The organism is Streptomyces sp. NPDC050674, from assembly GCF_040654575.1.
Lineage (GTDB): Bacteria > Actinomycetota > Actinomycetes > Streptomycetales > Streptomycetaceae > Streptomyces.
Window position 1 is genome coordinate 167,462 of record NZ_JBFAIG010000004.1, and the last position, 21,013, is coordinate 188,474.

Annotated in this window: 20 protein-coding genes; 7 read left to right on the plus strand and 13 right to left on the minus strand. The window is 72.2% G+C overall.

Going from position 1 to position 21,013, the window contains the following annotated elements; all coding sequences use genetic code 11:
• Positions 1-6: 6 nt before the first annotated feature.
• The 3 genes from coaD to recG all read right to left on the minus strand — a co-directional run bounded on the left by coaD (position 7) and on the right by recG (position 3,409).
• Positions 7-486, minus strand: a complete 480-nt coding sequence (coaD, locus tag AB0I06_RS09440; protein ID WP_363118170.1) for a pantetheine-phosphate adenylyltransferase — start codon at positions 484-486, stop codon at positions 7-9.
• 26 nt (positions 487-512) lie between these two features.
• Complete coding sequence (gene rsmD / locus AB0I06_RS09445; RefSeq protein ID WP_363118171.1) at positions 513-1,100, minus strand: 16S rRNA (guanine(966)-N(2))-methyltransferase RsmD; 588 nt, start codon at positions 1,098-1,100, stop codon at positions 513-515.
• A gap of 80 nt (positions 1,101-1,180) precedes the next feature.
• Complete coding sequence (gene recG, locus AB0I06_RS09450; RefSeq protein ID WP_363118172.1) at positions 1,181-3,409, minus strand: ATP-dependent DNA helicase RecG; 2,229 nt, start codon at positions 3,407-3,409, stop codon at positions 1,181-1,183.
• Positions 3,410-3,594: 185 nt separating this feature from the next.
• On the opposite strand from recG, the gene AB0I06_RS09455 reads away from it, so the two are divergent.
• On the plus strand, positions 3,595-5,436 hold the full coding sequence (locus AB0I06_RS09455; protein WP_363118336.1) for an HSP90 family protein: 1,842 nt from the start codon (positions 3,595-3,597) through the stop codon (positions 5,434-5,436).
• Positions 5,433-8,405, plus strand: a complete 2,973-nt coding sequence (locus AB0I06_RS09460) for a tetratricopeptide repeat protein (RefSeq protein WP_363118173.1) — start codon at positions 5,433-5,435, stop codon at positions 8,403-8,405. Before AB0I06_RS09455 ends, AB0I06_RS09460 begins: the two co-directional genes overlap by 4 nt.
• 12 nt (positions 8,406-8,417) lie before the next feature.
• On the opposite strand, the gene AB0I06_RS09465 is transcribed toward AB0I06_RS09460, so the two are convergent.
• Positions 8,418-10,139, minus strand: a complete 1,722-nt coding sequence (locus AB0I06_RS09465) for a DAK2 domain-containing protein (RefSeq protein WP_363118174.1) — start codon at positions 10,137-10,139, stop codon at positions 8,418-8,420.
• A 269-nt stretch (positions 10,140-10,408) separates the two neighbouring features.
• Here AB0I06_RS09465 and rpmB point away from each other — a divergent pair, with 269 nt between their 5' ends.
• Positions 10,409-10,594 carry a 50S ribosomal protein L28 gene (gene rpmB / locus AB0I06_RS09470; RefSeq protein ID WP_003993230.1) on the plus strand — a complete coding sequence of 62 codons (186 nt, stop codon included), beginning with the start codon at positions 10,409-10,411 and terminating at the stop codon, positions 10,592-10,594.
• A gap of 82 nt (positions 10,595-10,676) precedes the next feature.
• Here rpmB and thiD read toward each other — a convergent pair whose 3' ends face one another.
• On the minus strand, positions 10,677-11,474 hold the full coding sequence (gene thiD, locus AB0I06_RS09475; RefSeq protein ID WP_363118175.1) for a bifunctional hydroxymethylpyrimidine kinase/phosphomethylpyrimidine kinase: 798 nt from the start codon (positions 11,472-11,474) through the stop codon (positions 10,677-10,679).
• Positions 11,471-12,436 (minus strand): thiamine-phosphate kinase, encoded by a 966-nt coding sequence (locus AB0I06_RS09480; RefSeq protein ID WP_363118176.1) that lies wholly within the window; start codon positions 12,434-12,436, stop codon positions 11,471-11,473. The genes thiD and AB0I06_RS09480 overlap by 4 nt, the downstream gene beginning before the upstream one ends.
• Before the next feature lie 206 nt (positions 12,437-12,642).
• On the opposite strand from AB0I06_RS09480, the gene AB0I06_RS09485 reads away from it, so the two are divergent.
• Positions 12,643-12,876 carry an Lrp/AsnC ligand binding domain-containing protein gene (locus AB0I06_RS09485; RefSeq protein WP_003997603.1) on the plus strand — a complete coding sequence of 78 codons (234 nt, stop codon included), beginning with the start codon at positions 12,643-12,645 and terminating at the stop codon, positions 12,874-12,876.
• A 20-nt stretch (positions 12,877-12,896) separates the two neighbouring features.
• Positions 12,897-13,415 (plus strand): DUF3515 domain-containing protein, encoded by a 519-nt coding sequence (locus AB0I06_RS09490; RefSeq protein ID WP_363118177.1) that lies wholly within the window; start codon positions 12,897-12,899, stop codon positions 13,413-13,415.
• An 81-nt stretch (positions 13,416-13,496) separates the two neighbouring features.
• On the opposite strand, the gene AB0I06_RS09495 is transcribed toward AB0I06_RS09490, so the two are convergent.
• Genes AB0I06_RS09495 through AB0I06_RS09505 form a run of 3 tightly spaced genes read right to left on the minus strand, consistent with a single transcriptional unit; the run spans position 13,497 to position 16,530 of the window.
• The gene (locus AB0I06_RS09495) at positions 13,497-14,672 is read right to left on the minus strand and encodes a D-alanine--D-alanine ligase family protein (RefSeq protein ID WP_363118178.1); all 1,176 of its coding nucleotides are present in this window, start codon (positions 14,670-14,672) and stop codon (positions 13,497-13,499) included.
• A 59-nt stretch (positions 14,673-14,731) separates the two neighbouring features.
• Positions 14,732-15,742 (minus strand): NAD(P)H-dependent glycerol-3-phosphate dehydrogenase, encoded by a 1,011-nt coding sequence (locus AB0I06_RS09500; protein ID WP_363118179.1) that lies wholly within the window; start codon positions 15,740-15,742, stop codon positions 14,732-14,734.
• On the minus strand, positions 15,739-16,530 hold the full coding sequence (locus AB0I06_RS09505) for a lysophospholipid acyltransferase family protein (RefSeq protein ID WP_363118180.1): 792 nt from the start codon (positions 16,528-16,530) through the stop codon (positions 15,739-15,741). Before AB0I06_RS09505 ends, AB0I06_RS09500 begins: the two co-directional genes overlap by 4 nt.
• 159 nt (positions 16,531-16,689) lie before the next feature.
• On the opposite strand from AB0I06_RS09505, the gene cofC reads away from it, so the two are divergent.
• Positions 16,690-17,328, plus strand: a complete 639-nt coding sequence (gene cofC, locus AB0I06_RS09510; RefSeq protein ID WP_363118181.1) for a 2-phospho-L-lactate guanylyltransferase — start codon at positions 16,690-16,692, stop codon at positions 17,326-17,328.
• 9 nt (positions 17,329-17,337) lie between these two features.
• The gene (locus AB0I06_RS09515) at positions 17,338-17,541 is read left to right on the plus strand and encodes a hypothetical protein (protein WP_033313194.1); all 204 of its coding nucleotides are present in this window, start codon (positions 17,338-17,340) and stop codon (positions 17,539-17,541) included.
• 71 nt (positions 17,542-17,612) lie between these two features.
• On the opposite strand, the gene AB0I06_RS09520 is transcribed toward AB0I06_RS09515, so the two are convergent.
• The 4 genes from AB0I06_RS09520 to leuC form a co-directional block, all read right to left on the minus strand.
• Positions 17,613-18,257 (minus strand): HU family DNA-binding protein, encoded by a 645-nt coding sequence (locus AB0I06_RS09520; protein WP_363118182.1) that lies wholly within the window; start codon positions 18,255-18,257, stop codon positions 17,613-17,615.
• 136 nt (positions 18,258-18,393) lie between these two features.
• A complete protein-coding gene (locus AB0I06_RS09525; RefSeq protein ID WP_248507222.1) occupies positions 18,394-18,624 on the minus strand; it encodes a hypothetical protein in 231 nt (76 codons plus the stop codon).
• 277 nt (positions 18,625-18,901) lie between these two features.
• Positions 18,902-19,495, minus strand: coding sequence for a 3-isopropylmalate dehydratase small subunit (gene leuD / locus AB0I06_RS09530; RefSeq protein ID WP_363118183.1), 594 nt, complete (start codon positions 19,493-19,495; stop codon positions 18,902-18,904).
• 6 nt (positions 19,496-19,501) lie between these two features.
• Complete coding sequence (gene leuC, locus AB0I06_RS09535) at positions 19,502-20,929, minus strand: 3-isopropylmalate dehydratase large subunit (protein ID WP_363118184.1); 1,428 nt, start codon at positions 20,927-20,929, stop codon at positions 19,502-19,504.
• Positions 20,930-21,013: the final 84 nt, after the last annotated feature.

The following is a 21,013-nucleotide window of genomic DNA, read 5'->3' on the forward strand; positions in this document are numbered from 1 at the left end:
ACGGGTTCAGTCCTTCCGCAGCCGCTCGGTGAGCTGCTGGAGGACCTCCGCCGGGACCAGGTGCGAGACGTCGCCGCCCCAGGTGGCGACCTCCTTGACCAGGGAGGACGACAGGAAGCTGTAGGTGGGGTTGGTGGGGATGAACAGGGTTTCCACGCCCGAGAGGCCGTTGTTCATCTGTGCCATCTGGAGCTCGTAGTCGAAGTCGCTGACCGCGCGCAGGCCCTTGACGATGGCGGGGATGTCGCGCTGCTTGCAGAAGTCGACGAGCAGGCCGTGGAAGGCCTCCACGCGGACGTTGCCGTACTCGGCGGTGACCCGGCGGATCAGGTCGATCCGCTCCTCGATCTCGAACAGGCCCTTCTTGGACTGGTTGATCATCACCGCGACGTAGACCTCGTCGTACAGCCTGGAGGCGCGGGAAATGATGTCGAGATGTCCGTTGGTGATCGGGTCGAACGACCCGGGACAGACGGCGCGGCGCACTTGTGATCCCTCGCTCTCCGGTCCGGTCATCGTGCGTCTTCGCACGTAGAGGCGGCGCGACCGTACCAAAACGTTCCCTCGCCGTAACGACGGGCCCGGAGGGGTTCGAAACCCTCCGGCCACCGAAATTCACCGCCTCTGGTGCTGCGCTCCACGGTGACGAGGGCTTCTTCGGTGAGCCAGCCTTCCGTGCGGAGTGTGAGCAGGATCTCCCGAAGATCGTCGTCCGTGACGGCGTACGGGGGGTCGAGGAAGACGAGGTCGTAGGGGTCGCCGGGGGGTGCGGTGCGGATGATCTGTTCCGCTTTGCCCGCCCTGACCTCGGCGCCGGGCAGGGCGAGGTTCTTCACGTTCTCGCGGACCGTGCGGACGGCCTTGGCGTCGGCCTCGACGAGGAGGGCGTGGCCCGCGCCCCGGGAGAGGGCCTCCAGGCCCACGGCACCGGAGCCGGCGTAGAGGTCGAGGACGCGTTCGCCGTCCAGGGGGCCGCGGAGCAGGGACTGCCAGGTGGAGAAGAGGCCTTCGCGTGCGCGGTCGGAGGTGGGGCGGGTGCCGGTGCCGGGGGGTACGGCGAGTCGACGTCCGCCGGCTGTGCCGGCGATCACGCGGGTCATCTTCGGTCCTTGGTCGTGGGCGGGTACAGGTTCATTGTGGCTGGTCGCGCAGTTCCCCGCGCCCCTTGGGGCGACAACCGTCACCCCTTTTCCAGGTACTGCTCCCGCTCCTCGTCCAAGAGGGCGTCCAGAGCCGTCCGGAGGGCCGGGAGGCGGGTCAGCTCGGGGTCGTCGGCCACCACCGCCGTCGCTTCCTGCCGGGCCTCCGCGATGATCTCCTCGTCCTCGATGACCGCGAGCATCCTCAGGCTGGTGCGCGCGCCCGACTGGGCCTGGCCGAGGACGTCGCCTTCCCGGCGTTGCTCCAGGTCGATGCGGGAGAGCTCGAAACCGTCGAGGGTGGCGGCGACCGCGCCCAGGCGCTGGCGTGCCGGGCTCGCCTCGGGCATCTCGGTGACCAGGAGGCAGAGGCCGGGGGCCGAGCCGCGGCCCACGCGGCCGCGCAGCTGGTGGAGCTGGGAGACGCCGAAGCGGTCCGCGTCCATGATCACCATGGCGGTGGCGTTGGGGACGTTGACGCCGACCTCGATGACGGTCGTGGCGACCAGGACGTGGGTCTCGCCGGCGGCGAAGCGGCGCATGACGGCGTCCTTGTCGTCGGGGTGCATCCTGCCGTGCAGCACCTCCACCTCGAGACCCTGGAGAGGGCCCTTGGCCAGGTGCGCGGCCACGTCGAGGACCGCGAGCGGCGGGCGCTTGTCGGCGTCGTCCTGCGGGGGCTGCGCGGCCTTCTTCTTGCCGGTCTTCTTCGGGTCGTCCTCCTCGTCGCCGATGCGGGGGCAGACCACGTACGCCTGGTGGCCGTTCTCCACTTCCTCACGGACCCTCTCCCACGCGCGGGTCAGGAAGTGGGGCTTGTCGGCGGCCGGGACCACATGGCTGGCGATCGGGGAGCGGCCGGCCGGGAGCTGGTCCAGGACGGAGGTCTCCAGGTCGCCGAAGACGGTCATCGCGACCGTGCGCGGAATGGGCGTGGCCGTCATGACCAGCAGGTGCGGGGGCTGTTTGCCCTTGCCGCGCAGGGCGTCGCGCTGCTCGACGCCGAAGCGGTGCTGTTCGTCGACCACGACCAGACCGAGGTCGTGGAACTGCACCTTGTCCTCGATCAGCGCGTGGGTGCCGATGACGATGCCGGCCTCGCCGGTGGTCAGGTCGAGCAGGGCGTGCCGCCGGGCGGCGGCTCCCATGGAACCGGTGAGCAGGACCACCTTGGTGGCCTGCTCGGCTCCGCCCAGCATGCCGCCCTCGGCCAGCTCGCCCATCATCTCCACGATGGACCGGTGGTGCTGCTGCGCGAGCACTTCGGTGGGCGCGAGCATGGCGGCCTGCCCGCCCGCGTCGACCACGGCGAGCATGGCGCGCAGGGCGACCATGGTCTTGCCCGAGCCGACCTCCCCCTGCAACAGCCGGTGCATCGGGTGGTCGGTGGCCAGGTCGTCGAAGATCTCCCGGGAGACGCGTTGCTGGCCGTCGGTGAGGGTGAAGGGGAGGCGGGCGTCGAAGGCTGCGAGGAGACCGTCGGGGGCGGGTTTGCGGGGGACGGCGGGGAGTTGGGCGTCCGTGTGGCGGCGGCGGGCCAGCGCGACCTGGAGGACGAAGGCCTCGTCCCACTTGAGGCGGGAGCGGGCGTCCTCGATGTCCGCCTTGGTGTGCGGGCGGTGGATCTTGAGGAGTGCCTCGGGGAGGGGCACCAGCCCTCGCCCCTCGCGCAAGGTGTCCGGGAGCGGGTCGACGGCCTCCTGGGCGGTGGGCAGGACCGTCTGGATCGCCTTGCCGATCTTCCAGGACTCCAGCTTGGCGGTGGCGGGGTAGATCGGGATCAGGGCGCCCGCCCAGGTCTCGACGGACTCCTCCGGATCGCCGCGCAGCAACTCGTATGCCGGGTGGGCGAGTTGGAGGCGGCGGTTGAAGACGGAGACCTTGCCCGCGAACATCGCGCGGGTGCCCGGCAGGAGTTCCTTGTGGGGCTTGTGGACACCCGCGCCGAAGAAGACCAGTTGGAGCCGGCCGCTGCCGTCCGTGATCGTGACCTCCAGGCGCTGGCCCTTGCCGCGCGGGGCCTTGGCGGAGGCGAAGGTGTGCAGGCGGGCGTCGGCGACCTGCGCGACCACCGTGACGTGCTCGTCCATGGGGAGGTCGGCGAGGTGGGTGAGCTGGCCGCGCTCCTCGTATCTGCGCGGGTAGTGGTGCAGGAGGTCGCCGACGGTGAGCAGGCCGAGGTGCTCGGCCATCACCTTCGCGGTGGCGGGGCCGAGCACCGACTTCAGCGGCTGGCGCAGGGGTTCTTCCAGTGCGGGCACGAGATCCATTGCACACCATGCCACTGACACCGGCTTCCAGGCCGCGGCCGACTCGTCGTAAAGGTCCCGGAAACCCCTGGTCAGACGGTCCTTTCCGGCTTAGGATGACGCGCCTCCGGCCCTCTTCGCGGTCACCGCCTCACCGGGGCCGCCCGACCCCGCGCCGTCGCGAGTCCCCCACCGGCGCCGTGATGATGGACTCCCAGATCTCACAGCCATCCCAGCCGTCACCTCATCCGCCCCCGTCACCTCATTCGTTCCAGGTCGACCTGCGTGGTCTGGTGGACCTGCTCTCCCATCACCTCTACTCCAGCCCCAAGGTGTATCTGCGCGAACTGCTGCAGAACGCCGTGGACGCCGTCACGGCCCGGCGGGCGGACGAACCCGGTGCCCCGGCCCGGGTCCGGCTGTACGCGGAGGGCGGCGCGCTGCGTGTCGAGGACACCGGCGTGGGGCTCACCGAGGCCGACGTGCACAGCCTGCTGGCCACGATCGGGCGCAGTTCCAAGCGGGCCGAGGGGCTCCAGGAGGTCCGGTCCGACTTCCTCGGGCAGTTCGGCATCGGGCTGCTGGCCTGCTTCGTCGTCGCCGAGCGGATCCGGGTCGTCAGCCGCAGCGCCCGTACGCCCGGGGCGCCGCCGGTGGAGTGGACGGCGTCCGACGACGGTTCGTACACCGTGCGGACGCTGCCGGACGCCGAGCGGCCCGAACCGGGCACCACCGTGCAGTTGGTGGCCCGGGCGGGTGCGGCGGAGTGGCTCGCGCCCGAGCGGGTCGAGGCGCTGGCCCGGGACTTCGGGTCGCTGCTGCCGTACGACGTCCGGGTCGGCGACGAGGCGGTCACCGACCTTCCGGCGCCCTGGGACCGTCCGTACCCGGGCCCGGCCGCGCGCCGGGTCGCCCTCGCCCGGCACTGCCACGACCTGTTCGGCTTCACCCCGCTGGACACGATCGACCTGTCCGTGCCGCTGGCCGGTGTCCGCGGGGTGGCGTACGTGCTGCCGTCGGCGGTGAGCCCGGCCCGGCGCGCGGGTCACCGCGTGCACCTGAAGGGCATGCTGCTGACCGAGCGCGCCGAACAGCTGCTGCCCGACTGGGCGTTCTTCGTGCGCTGTGTGCTCGACACGGACAGCCTGCGGCCCACGGCGTCGCGCGAGGCGCTGTACGAGGACGAGACGCTGGCCGGTGTACGGGAGGCGCTGGGCGAGCGGATCCGGGCCTGGCTGACGGGGCTGGCGGCCGGTGATCCGGAGCGGCTGGCGGCGTTTCTCGCGGTGCACCACCTGGGCGTGAAGTCCCTGGCCCGGCACGACCGGGACATGCTGCGCACGATGCTGCCGTGGCTGCCGTTCGAGACGACCGACGGGCGGCTGTCCCTGGAGGAGTTCGCGCGGCGGCACCCGGTGGTGCACTTCACCCGGACCGTGGAGGAGTACCGGCAGGTCGCGCCGATCGCGTCCGCGCAGGGCATCGGCGTGATCAACGGCGGCTACACGTACGACAGCGAGCTCGTTCAGGCCCTGCCGTCGGTGCGGCCGGGCACCGTGGTCGCCGAGCTGGACGCCGAGACGGTCACCGCGCATCTGGACGCCGTCGACCCGGCCGAGGAGCTGGCCCTGTCCGGGTTCCTGGCGGCGGCCCGGGCCCGGCTCGACCCGCTCGGCTGCGACGTGGTGCTGCGGGCCTTCCACCCGCTGTCCGTGCCCGCCCTGCACCTCGACGACCGGGAGGCCCGGCACGAGCAGGCCCGGGCGGACGCCGAGGAGCGGGCCGACGACCTGTGGGCGGGCATCCTCGGCTCGCTGCGCGGGAGCGCACCCCGCGCGCGGCTGGTGCTGAACCACCTCAACCCGCTGGTGCGGCGGATCGGCGCGCTGCCCGACCCGGAGCTGATCGGCACCGCCGCGGAGTCGCTGTACGGGCAGGCGCTGCTGATGGCGCAGCGGCCGCTCAGGCCGGCCGACTCGGCGCTGCTCAACCGGGCGTTCATCGGCCTCCTGGAGTGGGCCACGCACAGTGAGGAGGGTGGGGCATGAGCGCGATCACGGACATCGGCGCCCTGCGCGAGGCGATGGCGGAGAACGCCGAGCAGCCGGAGGGTCCGGCCCGCAACGCGCGCGCGGAGGAGCTGCTGGCGGCGGCCGAGAGGCTGAACGTCCCGCTCGCCGTGATCGAGGCGCTCGGTCACCAGCTGAAGGTCTACAACTACAGCTCGGAGAAAGGGAAGATGTTCGTCCCCTTCGCGCGGTTGCTGCGTCTGTGGGACGAACGGCCCGAGGACTTCGACGCGTACGAGACCCACTCGCTGCACTGGGTCTTCAAGTGGGTCTCGGCCGGCATGCTGGACCAGCCGCACGTCCCGCTCGCCTCGATCGAGAAGTGGCTCGGCGAGATGGAGCACCGCTACCGGCTCGCCGGGCACTCCGAACGGGCGGTGCGCAGCGCCGAGCACAGTGTGGCCGCGCATGTCGGGGACGTGGCGCGGGCCGAGCGGGCCTACGCCGCGTGGCTGGCCGCCGACCGGGACGGCATGGCCGACTGCCACGCATGTGAGCTGCACGGACAGGGCTGGTGGCAGGCGGAGCGGGGGCGGGACGCCGAGGCCCTGGAGCTGTGGCGGCCGGTGCTGGAGGGCGAGTACGCCTGCGCCCACGAGCCGCACTCGGTCCTTGCCTCCTCACTGCTGCCGCTGCTGCGGCTGGGGCGTCCGGACGAGGCCCGGGCCTGCCATCTGCGGGGCTTCCGGCTCGTCCGGGCGATGGAGAGCATGCGCGGCGCGTACGCGGACCACGTGGAGTTCTGCGCGCTGACCGGCAACGAGGCACGGGGTCTTGAGCTGCTCGCGGAGCGGCCGGCGTACTTCACCGGTGACGGGCATCCGCGCAGCAAGCTGGACTTCCTGAGTGTGGTCGCCCTGCTCATGGACCGCCTGACGGAGCTCGGACGGGGCGAGGGGCGGGTGCCGGGCCCGCCCGGCCGCGAGTGGACCGCCCGTGAACTCGCCGCGCACGCGCGCGAGGAGGCCCTCGCCCTGGCGGCGCGCTTCGACGAGCGCAACGGCACGACGCACGTGAGCGAGCGGGCCCGCGCGCGGATGACGCGGCGACCGCTGGTGGACCGGCTGCCGCTGGGGGTGCGCTCGGCCCGCCCCGCTCCCCCGCCCGCTCCCCCCGCCGCTGCGGTTCCCGCGCCGGGGCAGCGGGATCTGCCCACCCTCCTGGCCGAGGCGCGGCGGCTGTCGGACACCTTGCGGCCGGGGGCCGTGGAGGCGTGGGCGGCGGTCGCGGAGGCGGCGGGGGACGCCGGACTGGACGCGCGCGACCGTGCGGAGCTGGCCGACCACGAGGCGATGTCCCTCGGCCCCGAGGGCATCGAGCTCTTCGCACGGGCCGCCGCCCTCTACGCGGAAGCGGGTGACCCGGGCGAGGCCCTGGCGGCACGCGCGCGTGGGGCGTACGTCCGCGCGCTCGGAGGTGACACGGACGGCGCCCTCGCGGCGGTGGCGGGCCCGTACGACGAGGTCCTCGCGCTGTACGCCGACGGGGGCACGGGGGTACGGCAGACGGCGGCCGTCGTGATGAGCCGCGCCCGGATCCTGACGCGGCGGGCCCATGACGCCGAGGGTGACACGGAGGTCCTCGCCGCGGCCGAGGGGGCCGTCCGGGAGGTCCTGGCGCTGGTCGACGGCCGGACAGGGGAGGACGTGCGGCTGGCCGCGCGGGTCGCCGAGGCACAGGCGATGCTCGGGGAGCTGGCCGGGCTGGCCGGGGACCTGGAGAGGGCCGCGGAGCTGTTCGCGCGGGGCGCGTCGGCGTTCGTCGCGGCGGGACTGCCCTGGTTCGCGGTGGAGTACGAGGCACGGCTCGCCTTCCTGGCCCACCACCTGGGCGACATGACGGAGGCGGAACGGGCGCTGGGGGCGGCCCTGGAGCACGGCGGAGCGCAGCTGGAGGCGCCCGGCCGGGCCCAGCTGCACCTTCAGCTCGGGGAGGTTGTGGGCGGCCGGGGCGACGCCGTGGAGGCCGCCGAGCACGCCCTGGAGGCCGCCCACTGGGCCGACGAGGCGGGCGAGTCGGCGACGCTGGGTGCCTGGGCGCGACAGCAGCTCGGCGGGTTCCTGCTGCGGCAGGGCCGGTGGGCCGAGGCCGCCGAGGTGCTGGAGTCGGCGCTGCCCGACCTGACGGCCGGGACGCACGGCGACGGGGCGGTCGTGCAGACGCTGTGGTGGCTGGGCGACTGCCTGGGCGAGCTGGGCGAGCACCGCGCGGCGGCCGAACGGCGTCTGGAGGCCGCCGGGATCGCCCGCCACTGGCCCGAGCAGCACGACCACGCGACCCTCGCCCACCTGGCCGGGGAGTCGCTCGGTCAGGCCGGGCTGCCCGCCGAGGCGGACCGGGCCTACGCGCGCGCGGGCGAGCTGTGGCGCGCGCTCGGCGACACCCACGGCCTGGTCCGCTCCCTGCGGGCCCGCGCCTGGCTGGCGCTGCACGCGGAGGACGGGCTGGAGGCCGCGCGGGGCCTGATGACCGAGGCGGTCCGGGAGTGCGAGGCGGCTCGGGACGCGGCTCGCGACGCGGAGTCCCGCGAGCAGCTCGTCGTCGAACTCGGCGACACGCACGGGCAGTTCAGCGACCTGCTGGCCCGCTTCGCCTCCGAGGGCGCCGCAGGTGCCGCGGACACGGCGGTGTTCGAGGAGGCGCTGGCCGAAGTGGTGCGGTCGGCCGAGGTGTTCGCCTCACTCGGGGACGACGCCCTGCACAGCCGCACGGGAGCGGAACTCGCCGCGGGCCGGCTGGAGGCCGACCTGGGCCGTCCCGCCGCCGCGGCGGCACGCGCGCGTGCGGTGCTGGCCGCGTACGAGGGGTACGCCGGCGTGGAGGCGGACGGCGGGCACGACGGCGGTGAGGGCGACCCGGTGCGGACCCGCCGGGCGGAGGCCGAGCACCTGCTCCGGCTGCTGACGCCGCAGCCGGACCGAGAAGGCCCGGCCGGCGCGGGCCGGTGACGGGGCCCGGCCCTACTCCACGCCGATGAGGAGCAGGGAGCCCTGGCGTCCGCCCCGGTACAGGACGGTGTCGACGGCGAGGTACCTCGCCCGGACCCGGCCCTCCAGGTGCTCGGCGACGGTCTCGGGGGCCTCGTCGCCGAGGACCAGGGTGACCATCTCGCCCCCGGCCGAGAGCATCCGGTCCAGGACGGTCTCGGCGGTCAGGGCGACGTCCGAGCCGATCACCGCCACGTCCCCGTCGATGAGCCCCAGGACGTCTCCGGCCTGGCAGATGCCGGCCATCGTCCAGGACTGGTGTTCGGCGACGGTGACCTCGGCGTAGCGGGTGGCGCCCGCGGCCGAGGTCATCGAGACCACGTCCTCGTCGAAGCGGCGGTCCGGCTCGTGCACGGCCAGCGCGGCGATGCCCTGGACCGCCGAGCGGGTCGGGATCAGCGCCACCCGGATGCCCTCCGTGCGGGCCTGTTCGGCAGCCGCCGCGGCCGTGTGGCGCAGGTCGGCGTCGTTGGGCAGCAGCACGACCTCGCGCGCGTGGGCCCGCCGTACGGCCTGGACGAGCTCGCCGCTGGCGGGCGGCTCCCCCGGGCGCGCGAGCACGGTGGTCGCACCGGCCTCGGTGTACAGACCGGCCAGGCCCTCGCCGGGCACGACGGCCACGACGGCCCGCTGGGCGCGCTCCCTGGGCGGCCTCCCGGCGCCGGTGGTGTGCACGTCGCCCGCGCCGAAGTGGGTGATGCGAATGCGGTGGGGCCGCCCGGCCTCGATGCCGGCTTCGACGGCGGCGCCCGCGTCGTCCACATGGACGTGGACGTTCCACAGCCCGTCGCCGCCGACCACGACGAGGGAGTCCCCGAGGGCGTCGAGCCGCTCCCGCAGCCGCTCCACGGCCCGGTCCTCGGCGTCCAGGAGGTAGATCACCTCGAAGGCCGGCCCCTCCGGGCCGGGTGGGGCGACGCCGCTGTCGGCGCACTCGTCCAGGCCGCTCCCGGCGGGCGAGGGACCCACCGCGGGGTCCACGCGCGCGTGGAGCGCCCCCGAGGAGCCGATGGACGCGCTCGCGGCCACCGCCCGCGGCCTCTCCCCCGTGAACGTCTCCACCAGCGCCCCGAGCACCGTCACCAGCCCCTGCCCGCCGGCGTCGACCACCCCGGCGCGTCCCAGGACGGGCAGCCGGCCCGGGGTCTCGGCGAGGGCCGCGCGGGCGCCGGCGCAGGCCGCCCGGGCCACCGTCCCGCAGTCGCCCTCGACGCCCTCCGCCGCGTCGGCGGCGGCCGAGGCGACGGTGAGGACGGTGCCCTCGACGGGATGGGCGACGGCCCGGCGGGCGGAGTCGGCCGCCTCCCGCAGGGCGACCCGCAGACTCCGGCCGTCGGCCCGGGCGCGGTCGTCGGCGGCCAGCACCTGGGCCATGCCGCGCAGCAGCTGGGCGAGGATCGTCCCGGAGTTGCCCCGGGCGCCGATGAGCGCCCCGTGGGCCATCGCCCGGGCGGCGTCGGCGAGCGTGGGCCCGTCCGGTCCGGACCCCGCCGCGTGCCCGGCGAAGACCGCCTCGACGGCCGCGACGGTCGACTCCACGGTCAGATAGAGGTTGGTGCCGGTGTCCCCGTCCGCGACCGGGTAGACATTGATCGCGTCGATCTCCTCACGCGCCCGCCCCAGGGCCTCGAGCGCGAGACCGCACCAGGTGCGCACCGCGAGAGCATCGAAGAATGTCTGCGGCACCTGCGCCACCGCGCCTCCCTGAGCTGCTGGACGTGGCACGCAGCGTAGACCCCGGGCCGGTCTCCACCGGAAGAGGGAGGGGGCAGGGCCCCGGAGCTGCCGTGGTAGTTTCGTTCCACGGGTGCAGCCGTTGTATGCTGCTCCGGTTGCCCGATCTGATCGGGCCTTCCCCCTGGCAACGCCACTTCAGATTTCGACCGGCTCCGCAAAGCCCGAGAATCTTGATCCCGGCCTGCCGGGATCAACCGTAAGTGCATCTGAAGTCTTTGGAGTGACCCGTGGCTGCCAACTGCGACGTCTGCGGCAAGGGGCCGGGCTTCGGCAACAACATCTCGCACTCGCACCGCCGTACGTCCCGCCGCTGGAACCCGAACATCCAGCGTGTGCGTACCGTGGTGGGCGGGACGCCGAAGCGCGTGAACGCTTGCACCTCGTGCATCAAGGCCGGCAAGGTCTCGCGCTGACGCTCAGCTAGCGCGCGGCCACTGCTGGTTGCTGCAGAGCCGGTCCACCTCTGGTGGGCCGGCTCTTCGTCTTGCCCGAACGTCAGCCCCCGGGCTGTTCCCTGAAGCGCCAGCCGTGATCGACCGGTCCGATCCCGCCACCGAGCGCGAACCCGGCCGCGACGGCCCCCGTGACGTACCGCTTCGCCGCCGCCACCGCGTCCGGCACGGACTGCCCCTTCGCGAGCCCGGAGGCGATCGCCGAGGCGAGCGTGCAGCCGGTGCCGTGGGTGTGGCGGTTGTCATGCCTGGGTGCCCGCAGCCAGTGCTCCTCGGAGCCGTCACTGAGCAGGTCGACGGCGTCACCGGGCAGGTGCCCGCCCTTGATCAGGACCCAGCGCGGCCCGTGTGCGAGGACCGCCTCGGCGGCCTCCCGCATGTCCCCCTCCGACCCGACCCGTACGCCCGTGATCTGGGCCACCTCGTCGAGGTTCGGTGTGGCGACCGTCGCCACCGGCAGCAGCTTCGTACGGACGGACTCCAGCGCCGAGGCGGCGAGCAGGGCGTCACCGTGCTTGGAGACGCCCACCGGGTCCACGACGGCCGGGGCGCCGGTCTCCGCGATCAACTCGGCGACCACCTCTACGAGTTCCGCGGAGGCCAGCATCCCGGTCTTGACCGCCTGGACGCCGATGTCGTCGACGACGCTGCGGTACTGGGCCCGCACGGCTTCCACGGGCAGTTCCCAAGCGCCCTGCACCCCGAGGGAGTTCTGCGCGGTCACCGCCGTCACGACGCTCATGCCGTGCACACCGTGCGCGAGCATCGTCTTGAGGTCGGCCTGGATGCCCGCGCCGCCGCCGGAGTCGGAGCCGGCCACCGTGAGGACGCGGGGGATCATGACTCTATGTCCCCGAAGTGGTCCCAGCCGCCCTTGCTGGTCCACGGCGCCCCGTCCACCGTCACATGGGGCAGCGCCGAGGGGTTGAGGACCTCGCCGATCACCTTCCAGCGGGCGGGCAGCTTCACGTCCGGCGGGAACGTCGCCACCATCGCGTGGTCCTCTCCCCCGGTCAGCACCCACTGCATCGGGTCGACCCCGACTGCCTGCCCGATGTCGTTCATCTGCGAGGGGATGTCGATCGCCCCGGAGCGGATGTCGATGCGCACCTTGCTCGCCTCGGCGATGTGCCCGAGGTCGGCGATCAGCCCGTCGCTCACGTCGCACATCGCCGTCGCCCCGAGCCCGGCGGCTGCCGGACCGGCGTGGTACGGCGGCTCGGGCCGCCGGTGGGCCTCCACGAACGCCCGCGGCGAGCGGAACCCGCGCGACAGCACCGCGTACCCGGCGGCCGACCAGCCCAGCCAGCCGGTCACCGCGACGAGGTCGCCGGGCTGGGCGCCCGCCCGTGTCACCGGCTCCTGGTTGCGCAGATCGCCGAGCGCGGTGATCGACACCATGATCGAGTCGCCGCGTACGACGTCCCCGCCGACCACGGCGGCGCCGGCCACCTGGCACTCGTCGCGCAGACCGTCCATCAGCTCGCTCGGCCAGGTCACCGGCAGCTCGGCCGGCACCACCAGACCGAGCAGCAGCGCGGTCGGCACGGCGCCCATGGCGGCGATGTCGGCGAGGTTCTGCGCGGCGGCCTTGCGGCCCACGTCGTAGGCCGTCGACCAGTCGCGGCGGAAGTGCCGGCCCTCCACCAGGATGTCCGTGCTCGCCACGACCCTGCGGTCCGGCGCGGCCACCACGGCGGCGTCGTCGCCGGGGCCGACCCGGACCGCCGGGGTGGTGGTCAGACGGGAGGTGAGCTCCCTGATGAGCCCGAACTCACCGAGCTCACCAACAGTGCCCTTCATTGCCCTTGCTCCCCTTCTGTCCCTGTCCGTGCCCGGTCGCGAGGCATCTCTGTCCTCGCTACGGTCGAAGTGACCGTCATGTTCTGCCGGACCTGCACCCCGGCGCGCAAGACCCGGTCCCCGCAGGTCTCCCCGCGGCGAGGGGCGACGCGATACCGTGGCGTTCCTTTTCCCCACATGATCCTCGTGGCCGCCCTGGAGGTTCCGTGGTACAGGCGTACATCCTGATCCAGACGGAGGTCGGCAAGGCGTCGACCGTCGCCGAGACGATCAGCAAGATCCCTGGGGTCATCCAGGCCGAGGACGTGACGGGACCGTACGACGTGATCGTGCGGGCGCAGGCCGACACCGTCGACGATCTCGGCCGCATGGTGGTCGCCAAGGTCCAGCAGGTGGACGGCATCACCCGCACCCTGACCTGCCCGGTCGTCCATCTGTAGCCCCCGTCTACCCTGAGCCGGTGAACTCTTTCCGTCACCGGCGTCGTTGTGTCCTCCGCGTGTCCCGCCTGCCCGCTGTCGCGCTGTTGATCACTGTCGCGGGCTGCTCCTCGGCAGACGACAGCGCGGCGGCGGCGGTTCCCAGTCCCGACGGGAAGGTCGCGGAACTGTGCCGGAACCTGGACAAGGTACTGCCCGCGAAGGTGGACGGGGAGCGCCGTGCGGATCCCGAACCCGCGTCGGCGCTGACGGCGGGCTGGGGCAGCCCGGCGATCATACTTCGCTGCGGTGTGCCGCAGCCGCCGAAGATGGTCGATCCGAAGGTGGCGGACGGGCGGGACCCGGACGCGGTCGCCGGTGGTGTGAACGGCGTCGACTGGCTGATGGAGAAGCAGGACGGCGGCGGGTATCTGTTCACCACCGCCAACCGCGAGGCGTATGTCGAGGTCAGGGCGCCGGAGGGCGTGGACAGCTCGGGGGTGCTGATCGATCTGGCCTCGGCAGTGAAGAAGGCGATCCCCGAGGGGATCGCCTCCTGAGCGCCGTGTCGGTGCTCGTGTCCTGAGACCGCGGGCCGTTCACGGCTGATCGCGCGGTTCCCCGCGCTCTTGCGGGTCGATTCAGCGCAGGCCCGTCGAGCGCCGCAGTGCCGCCTGCACCAGCCGATCGATCAGCTCCGGGTAGCTCACCCCGCTCGCCTGCCACATCTGCGGATACATCGAGATGGGCGTGAAGCCGGGCATCGTGTTGATCTCGTTGATCACGAACTCGCCGTCCTCCGTGAGGAAGAAGTCCGCGCGGACCAGGCCCTCGCAGGACGCCGCCTCGAAGGCGTCGACCGCCAGGCGCTGCACTTCGGCCGTCTCCTGGGGAGTCAGGGGCGCCGGGACGAGACCCGGGGTGGAGTCGATGTACTTGGCCTCGAAGTCGTAGTACGCCTGCGCCTCGGGCGGGGGGATCTCCGCGGGCACCGAGGCCCGGGGGCCGTCCTCGAACTCCAGGACGCCGCACTCGATCTCACGGCCGCGCAGTGCCGCCTCGACGATGATCTTCGGGTCGTGCCGCTGGGCCTCGGCGATCGCCTCGTCCAGGCCGGAGAGGTCCTCGACCTTGGTGATGCCGATCGAGGAACCGGCCCGCGAGGGCTTCACAAACAGCGGCCAGCCGTGCTCGGCGGCGAAGTCGACGATCTTCTTGCGGGCGGCGGCGCCCTTGTCCCCGTTCGGGGCGGACTGCTCCCACTCGCGCGGCCGGATCACCACGTACGGGCCGACCTTCAGCCCGAAGGAGGTGAACACCCGCTTCATGTACTCCTTGTCCTGGCCCACGGCCGAGGCGAGCACACCCGAACCCACGTACGGGACTCCGGACAGCTCCAGGAGGCCCTGGAGGGTGCCGTCCTCGCCGTAGGGGCCGTGCAGCACCGGGAAGACCACGTCGACCTCGCCGAGGGCCTTGGGGACCGAACCCGGCTCGCTGTAGACGACTTCGCGGCTGGCCGGGTCGACGGGGAGGATCACCGCGCCCTCGGTGGACTCGGCGAGCAGGTCGACGCTCGGCGGGCGCCGGTCGACGATCGCCATCCGCTCCGGTTCGTCCGCCGTGAGCGCCCAACGCCCGTCCTGGGTGATGCCGATCGGCAGGACGTCGTACTTCGTCCGGTCGATGGCCTTGAGGACGGCGCCGGCGGTGACCACGGAGATCCCGTGTTCGGAGCTGCGCCCGCCGAACACGACGGCCACACGCGGTTTGCGCGGCGGCTGCTCGGGGCTCTGGGGGAGGTTCTCGGTGCTCATATCGCGTTGAGAGTACCCGGTGGTAGGGCCCGGAGACAGCGCCCGCCGCCCCGCGTCGCTCAGCGTCGTTCGGGCTTCGCGCTGCGCGACATCAGCTCCTTGAGGGCCACCACCGGAGGCTTGCCCTCGTGCACGATGCCGACGACCGTCTCCGTGATCGGCATGTCGACGCCGTGCCTGCGGGCCAGATCCAGCACCGACTCGCAGGACTTGACGCCCTCGGCGGTCTGCTTGGTGACCGCGATGGTCTCCTGGAGGGTCATGCCCTTGCCGAGGTTGGTGCCGAAGGTGTGGTTGCGCGACAGCGGCGAGGAGCAGGTGGCCACCAGGTCGCCCAGGCCCGCGAGTCCGGAGAAGGTCAGCGGGTCGGCGCCGAGCGCCATGCCGAGCCGGGTGGTCTCGGCGAGGCCGCGGGTGATGAGGGAGCCCTTGGCGTTGTCGCCGAGGCCCATGCCGTCCGCGATGCCGACGGCGAGGCCGATGACGTTCTTCACGGCTCCGCCCAGTTCGCAACCCACCACGTCCGTATTGGTGTAGGGGCGGAAGTACGGCGTGTGGCAGGCGGCCTGGAGCCGCTGGGCGACGGCCTCGTCGGTGCAGGCGACCACGGCCGCCGCCGGCATCCGCGCGGCGATCTCCCGGGCCAGGTTGGGCCCGCTGACCACGGCGATCCGCTCCGGACCGACCTTGGCGACATCGTCGACGACCTCGCTCATCCGCATCGCGGAGCCGAGTTCGACGCCCTTCATCAGCGAGACGAGGACCGTGCCGGGGGCCAGCAGCGGGCTCCACTCGGCGAGGTTGCCGCGCAGGGTCTGCGAGGGGACCGACAGGACCGTGAAGTCGGCCTCCGCGGCGGCTTCGGCGGGGTCGGTGGTGGCCCGCACGTTCTCCGGCAGCTCGACGCCCGGGAAGTAGTCGGGATTGGTCCGCGTGGAGTTGATCGCCTCCACGACCTCCGGGCGGCGCGCCCACAGGGTGACCTCGCACCCCGCGTCGGCGAGCACCATGCCGAAGGCCGTGCCCCACGAACCGGCGCTCAGCACCGCCGCCTTGACCGGCTTGCTCACTTGCCCAGCCCCTCTTCCTGCACGGTCTGCCCCGCCTTCCGGTGGGTCTGCGTCTGCGCCTGGGTGCGGCGCCGCTGCTCGATCCGCTCCCGGCGCGGGTCGTACGGCGTCTCGGGCGCCTTCTCCCCGCGGATCAGCTCCAGCTGGGCGGTGACGGCGGCCATGATGACCTCCGTGGCCTCCTTGAGCAGCTCCGCGGTCATCTCGCGGTCGTAGAAACGCGCGAGGTCCACGGGGGGCCCGGCCAGCACGCGGTGCGTCTTGCGCGGCAGCAGGTGCGGCCTCTTCGCGTACGGCGGCAGCAGCTCGTTGCATCCCCACTGCGCCACCGGGATGACCGGGCACTTGGTCTGCAGGGCCACGCGCGCGGCGCCGGTCTTGGCGGTCATGGGCCAGCCGTCCGGGTCGCGGGTGAGGGTGCCCTCGGGATAGAAGGCGACGCATTCCCCGCGGTCCACGGCGTCGATGGCGGCCCGGAAGGCGCTGAGCGCGTCCGTGCTCTCGCGGTACACCGGGATCTGTCCGGTGCCGCGCATGGCGGCCCCGACGAATCCCTTCTTGAAAAGCCCGCTCTTCGCGAGGAATCGCGGGACGCGCCCGGTGTTGTACTGAAAGTGCGCGTAAGCGAAGGGATCGATGTGCGAATTGTGGTTCACCGCGGTGATAAATCCACCATCGGCCGGAATGTTCTCCATTCCACGCCAGTCCCGCTTGAGCAGAACCACCAGCGGCGGTTTGCAGATCACCGCGGCGAAGCGGTACCAGAAGCCGATTCTGCGGCGGGGCACGCGGACACCTTCCTCTAGGGCCTGAAAGCCGGGGGCCACGGGGGCCGCACAAGTGTCGCCCCAGGCCGCCGGTCTGTCGAGAACACCGTACGCCCCGGCATGCCGCCCGCCCGATGCCCCGGGTGACAATGACCGCGACAAGAGGAGGACGGAACACCCGTGCAGTGGACCCTGGTCGTACCCCTGAAGCCCCTGGCCCAGGCCAAGAGCAGGCTCGCGGACACCGCGGACGACGGGCTGCGGCCGGACCTGGCGCTCGCCTTCGCCCAGGACACGGTGGCGGCCGCGCTGGCCTGCCCGGCGGTGCGGGATGTGGCAGTCGTCACGGACGACGCCCGGGCGGGCCGCGCGCTGGCGGCACAGGGCGCCGCGATCGTTCCCGACGAGCCGGGCGGCGGCCTCAACGCCGCCCTCGCACACGCGACGCGGGCCGTACGGACCGCCCGCCCCGCGAGCGCGGTCGCCGCGCTGAACGCCGATCTGCCGGCCCTGCGCCCCGCGGAATTGTCGCGGGTCCTGGAAGCGGCCGCCGAATTCCCGCGCGCATTTCTCGCGGACGCCGCCGCAATGGGCACGACCTTGCTGGCCGCCGCCCCCGGGCAGGCATTGCGCCCCGCCTTCGGCGCGGATTCCCGGGCCCGGCACCGCGCCTCGGGGGCCGTGGAACTGCTGCTCACCGAGGTGGATTCCGTACGCCAGGACGTGGACACCGGCGACGACCTGCGCAGCGCGCTGGCCCTGGGAGTCGGCCCTCATACGGCCGCGGCCGCCGCGCGGTTGCTGATTCCCGGGCAGTAGGCTGCGGCCATGCAGGCGACCGCGTACACGTACGACCCCGAAAGCCGCAGCGGGCAGGTGCTCCTGGACGACGGCACCCCGGTGCCCTTCGACGCGGCCGCGTTCGACGCGGGTGGCCTCAGGCTGCTGCGCCCGGGCCAGCGGGTACGCATCGAGGTGGAGGGCGCGAAAGACGCCCCGCGGATCACACTGGTGACCCTTCAGACCCTCTGATCACTCGCTGAACACGCCGCGGGCCGGACTCCGTGCGGAGTCCGGCCCGGCGCGTGAGTACCCCAGTGCCCCTACTTCTTGCGGGCGGTGGTCTTCTTGGCGGTGGTCTTGCGCGCCGTCGACTTCTTGGCGGGCGCCTTCGTGGCCGTCGCCTTCTTCGCCGGGGCCTTCTTCGCGGTGGTCTTCTTCGCGGCGGTGGTCTTGGACGTCGCCGTGGTCTTCTTGGCGGGCGCCTTCTTCGCGGTGGTCTTCTTCGCGGCCGCCGACTTGGCGGTGGTGGCCTTCTTCGCCGTCGTCTTCTTGGCGGTGGTCTTCTTCGCGGCGGCCGACTTGGTGGTCGCCTTCTTCGCGGCGGCCTTCTTGACCGTCGCGCCGGCGCCGCCGCTCAGGCTGCCCTTCGGGGCCTTCTTGACGGCGACCTCTCCACCGCGCGGCAGCTTCTTCGAGCCGCTGACCAGGTCCTTGAAGCCCTGGCCTGCGCGGAAGCGCGGAACGGAGGTCTTCTTGACCCGAACCCGCTCGCCCGTCTGGGGGTTACGGGCGTACCGCGCCGGACGGTCGACCTTCTCGAACGAACCGAAGCCGGTGACCGAGACCCGCTCACCCGAGACGACCGCTCGGACGATGGCGTCCAGGACATGGTCGACAGCGTCGGCTGCCTGCTGGCGGCCGCCCATCTTGTCGGCAATCGCTTCTACGAGCTGCGCCTTGTTCACGTCTTCCCCTTCGGAGACATCGCCAGAACGAAAGTGTTCAAGCTTTTTCGCACGTTAGGCAGATATATACCGCAAATCAAACACGAAACGGGCTTATCACCCTTGTGCCGCAACGAACTCGACGGTGTCGAGAGGTTCAGCGTTCCTCGTCGGGGAGACGTCCCTCGTCGAGGTCCGCGGTGAACCGCTCCAGCCGCCTTGCCGCGTCGGCGAGATCGTGCTTGGCCGCGGCCGTAATGACCAGCAGCTTCCGGGTCAGCGCCATCCGTACGCCCTCCGGGACTTGCAGTGCGCGCACTCTTGTGTGCGCTTCCTTGAGTTGGCCCGCGACCGCCGCATAGAGCTCGAGTTGGCCGTCGTGTTCCATGCACAGATTGTGCCATCTGGGGCGAGTTGTCGCCTGCGCAGGGGACAACTGCCGCCTCGGACGGCCTTCCCGGCACACGTGGAAGTCACGGCTGTAGCACTCGCCTACCCCGACAACCACCGGCATAACGCGGCAAGTTGGCAGGTGAACAGGGGGTGGGCAGGGCCGTTCGGGTGCAGACACGGCTGTACCCCCGATCGGGCTGATCGGGGGTACAGGGGCGGTGTTGCGGTGGCCGAAAGTCGCCTTGCCCGCGGGCGTCGGATCGTGCCCTGGGTCAGACCGGGAGCGTCCTCGGCTTGAACGACGGGCGCTTCGCCTCGTACGCGGAGATGTCCGCCTCGTTCTGGAGGGTGATCGAGATGTCGTCGAGGCCGTTCAGCAGCCGCCAGCGGGCGTTCTCGTCCAGCTCGAAGGCGGCGGTGATGCCTTCGGCGCGCACCTCACGGCGCTCCAGGTCGACGGTGATCTCGGCCTGCGGGTCCTTCTCCGTGAGCTCCCACAGCGAGTCCACGATCTGCTGCTCCAGAACCACCGTGAGCAGGCCGTTCTTGAGCGAGTTGCCACGGAAGATGTCGGCGAAGCGGGAGGAGATCACGGCCTTGAAGCCGTAGTTCTGCAGCGCCCAGACGGCGTGCTCACGGGAGGAGCCGGTGCCGAAGTCGGGGCCGGCGACCAGCACGGTCGCGCCCTGCCGCTCGGGCTGGTTGAGCACGAACGACGTGTCCTTGCGCCAGGCCTCGAACAGCCCGTCCTCGAACCCGTCGCGCGTGACCTTCTTGAGCCAGTGGGCGGGGATGATCTGGTCGGTGTCGACGTTGCTGCGGCGCAGCGGGACGGCCCGGCCGGTGTGGGTGGTGAAGGCTTCCATGACTGATCAGACTCCAGCGGGCGTGGGGGCGTCGGCGGACAGGTCGGCCGGGGAGGCCAGGTGACCCAGGACGGCCGTGGCGGCCGCGACCTGCGGCGACACCAGGTGGGTGCGGCCGCCCTTGCCCTGCCGTCCCTCGAAGTTGCGGTTGGAGGTGGACGCGGAGCGCTCACCCGGGGCCAGCTGGTCGGGGTTCATGCCCAGGCACATCGAGCAGCCCGCGTGCCGCCACTCGGCGCCGGCCTCCTTGAAGACGATGTCCAGGCCCTCGGAGACGGCCTGCAGACCGACCCGCGCGGAGCCCGGGACGACCAGCATCCGTACGCCGTCGGCGACTTTGCGGCCCTTCAGCAGCTCGGCCGCGGCGCGCAGGTCCTCGATGCGGCCGTTGGTGCACGAGCCTACGAAGACGGTGTCCACCTTGATGGAGCGCAGCGGCTGCCCGGCCTCCAACCCCATGTACTCCAGGGCCTTTTCGGCGGCGTAGCGCTCCGATGCGTCTTCGTACGAAGCAGGGTCGGGGACGGACGCCGAAAGCGGTGCGCCCTGGCCCGGGTTGGTGCCCCAGGTGACGAACGGCGACAGTGCGGAGGCGTCGATGACGACCTCGGCGTCGAACTCGGCGTCCTCGTCCGTCTTCAGCGTCTTCCAGTACGCGACGGCCGCGTCCCAGTCCTCGCCCTCGGGGGCGTGCGGGCGGCCCTTGAGGTAGGCGAACGTGGTCTCGTCCGGGGCGATCATGCCCGCGCGGGCACCGGCCTCGATCGACATGTTGCAGATGGTCATGCGGGCTTCCATCGAGAGCTTCTCGATGGCCTCGCCGCGGTACTCCAGGACGTAGCCCTGGCCGCCACCGGTGCCGATCTTCGCGATGATCGCCAGGATCAGGTCCTTGGCGGTGACTCCGTCGGGCAGTTCGCCCTCGACGGTGATCGCCATGGTCTTGGGGCGGGACATCGGCAGCGTCTGGGTGGCCAGCACGTGCTCCACCTGGGAGGTGCCGATGCCGAACGCCAGCGCGCCGAAGGCGCCGTGCGTGGAGGTGTGCGAGTCGCCGCAGACCACGGTGGTGCCGGGCTGGGTCAGGCCGAGCTGCGGGCCCACGACGTGGACGACACCCTGTTCGACGTCGCCCAGCGGGTGCAGACGCACACCGAACTCGGCGGCGTTCTTGCGCAGCGTCTCCAGCTGGACCCGGGAGACCGGGTCGGCGATCGGCTTGTCGATGTCGAGGGTGGGGGTGTTGTGGTCCTCGGTGGCGATGGTGAGGTCGAGGCGGCGCACGGTGCGGCCGCTCTTGCGGAGGCCGTCGAAGGCCTGCGGGCTGGTCACCTCGTGCAGCAGGTGCAGATCGATGAAGAGAAGGTCGGGCTCGCCCTCCGCGCGCCGGACGACATGGTCGTCCCAGACTTTCTCCGCGAGTGTCCTACCCATCGCTTTTCCCTCCGGCCGACGACGCTCCGCCGACCCAACTAGAGATCTTGAGGAGGCGGCGCCCGTTCCCCTGATCCCGGGCAC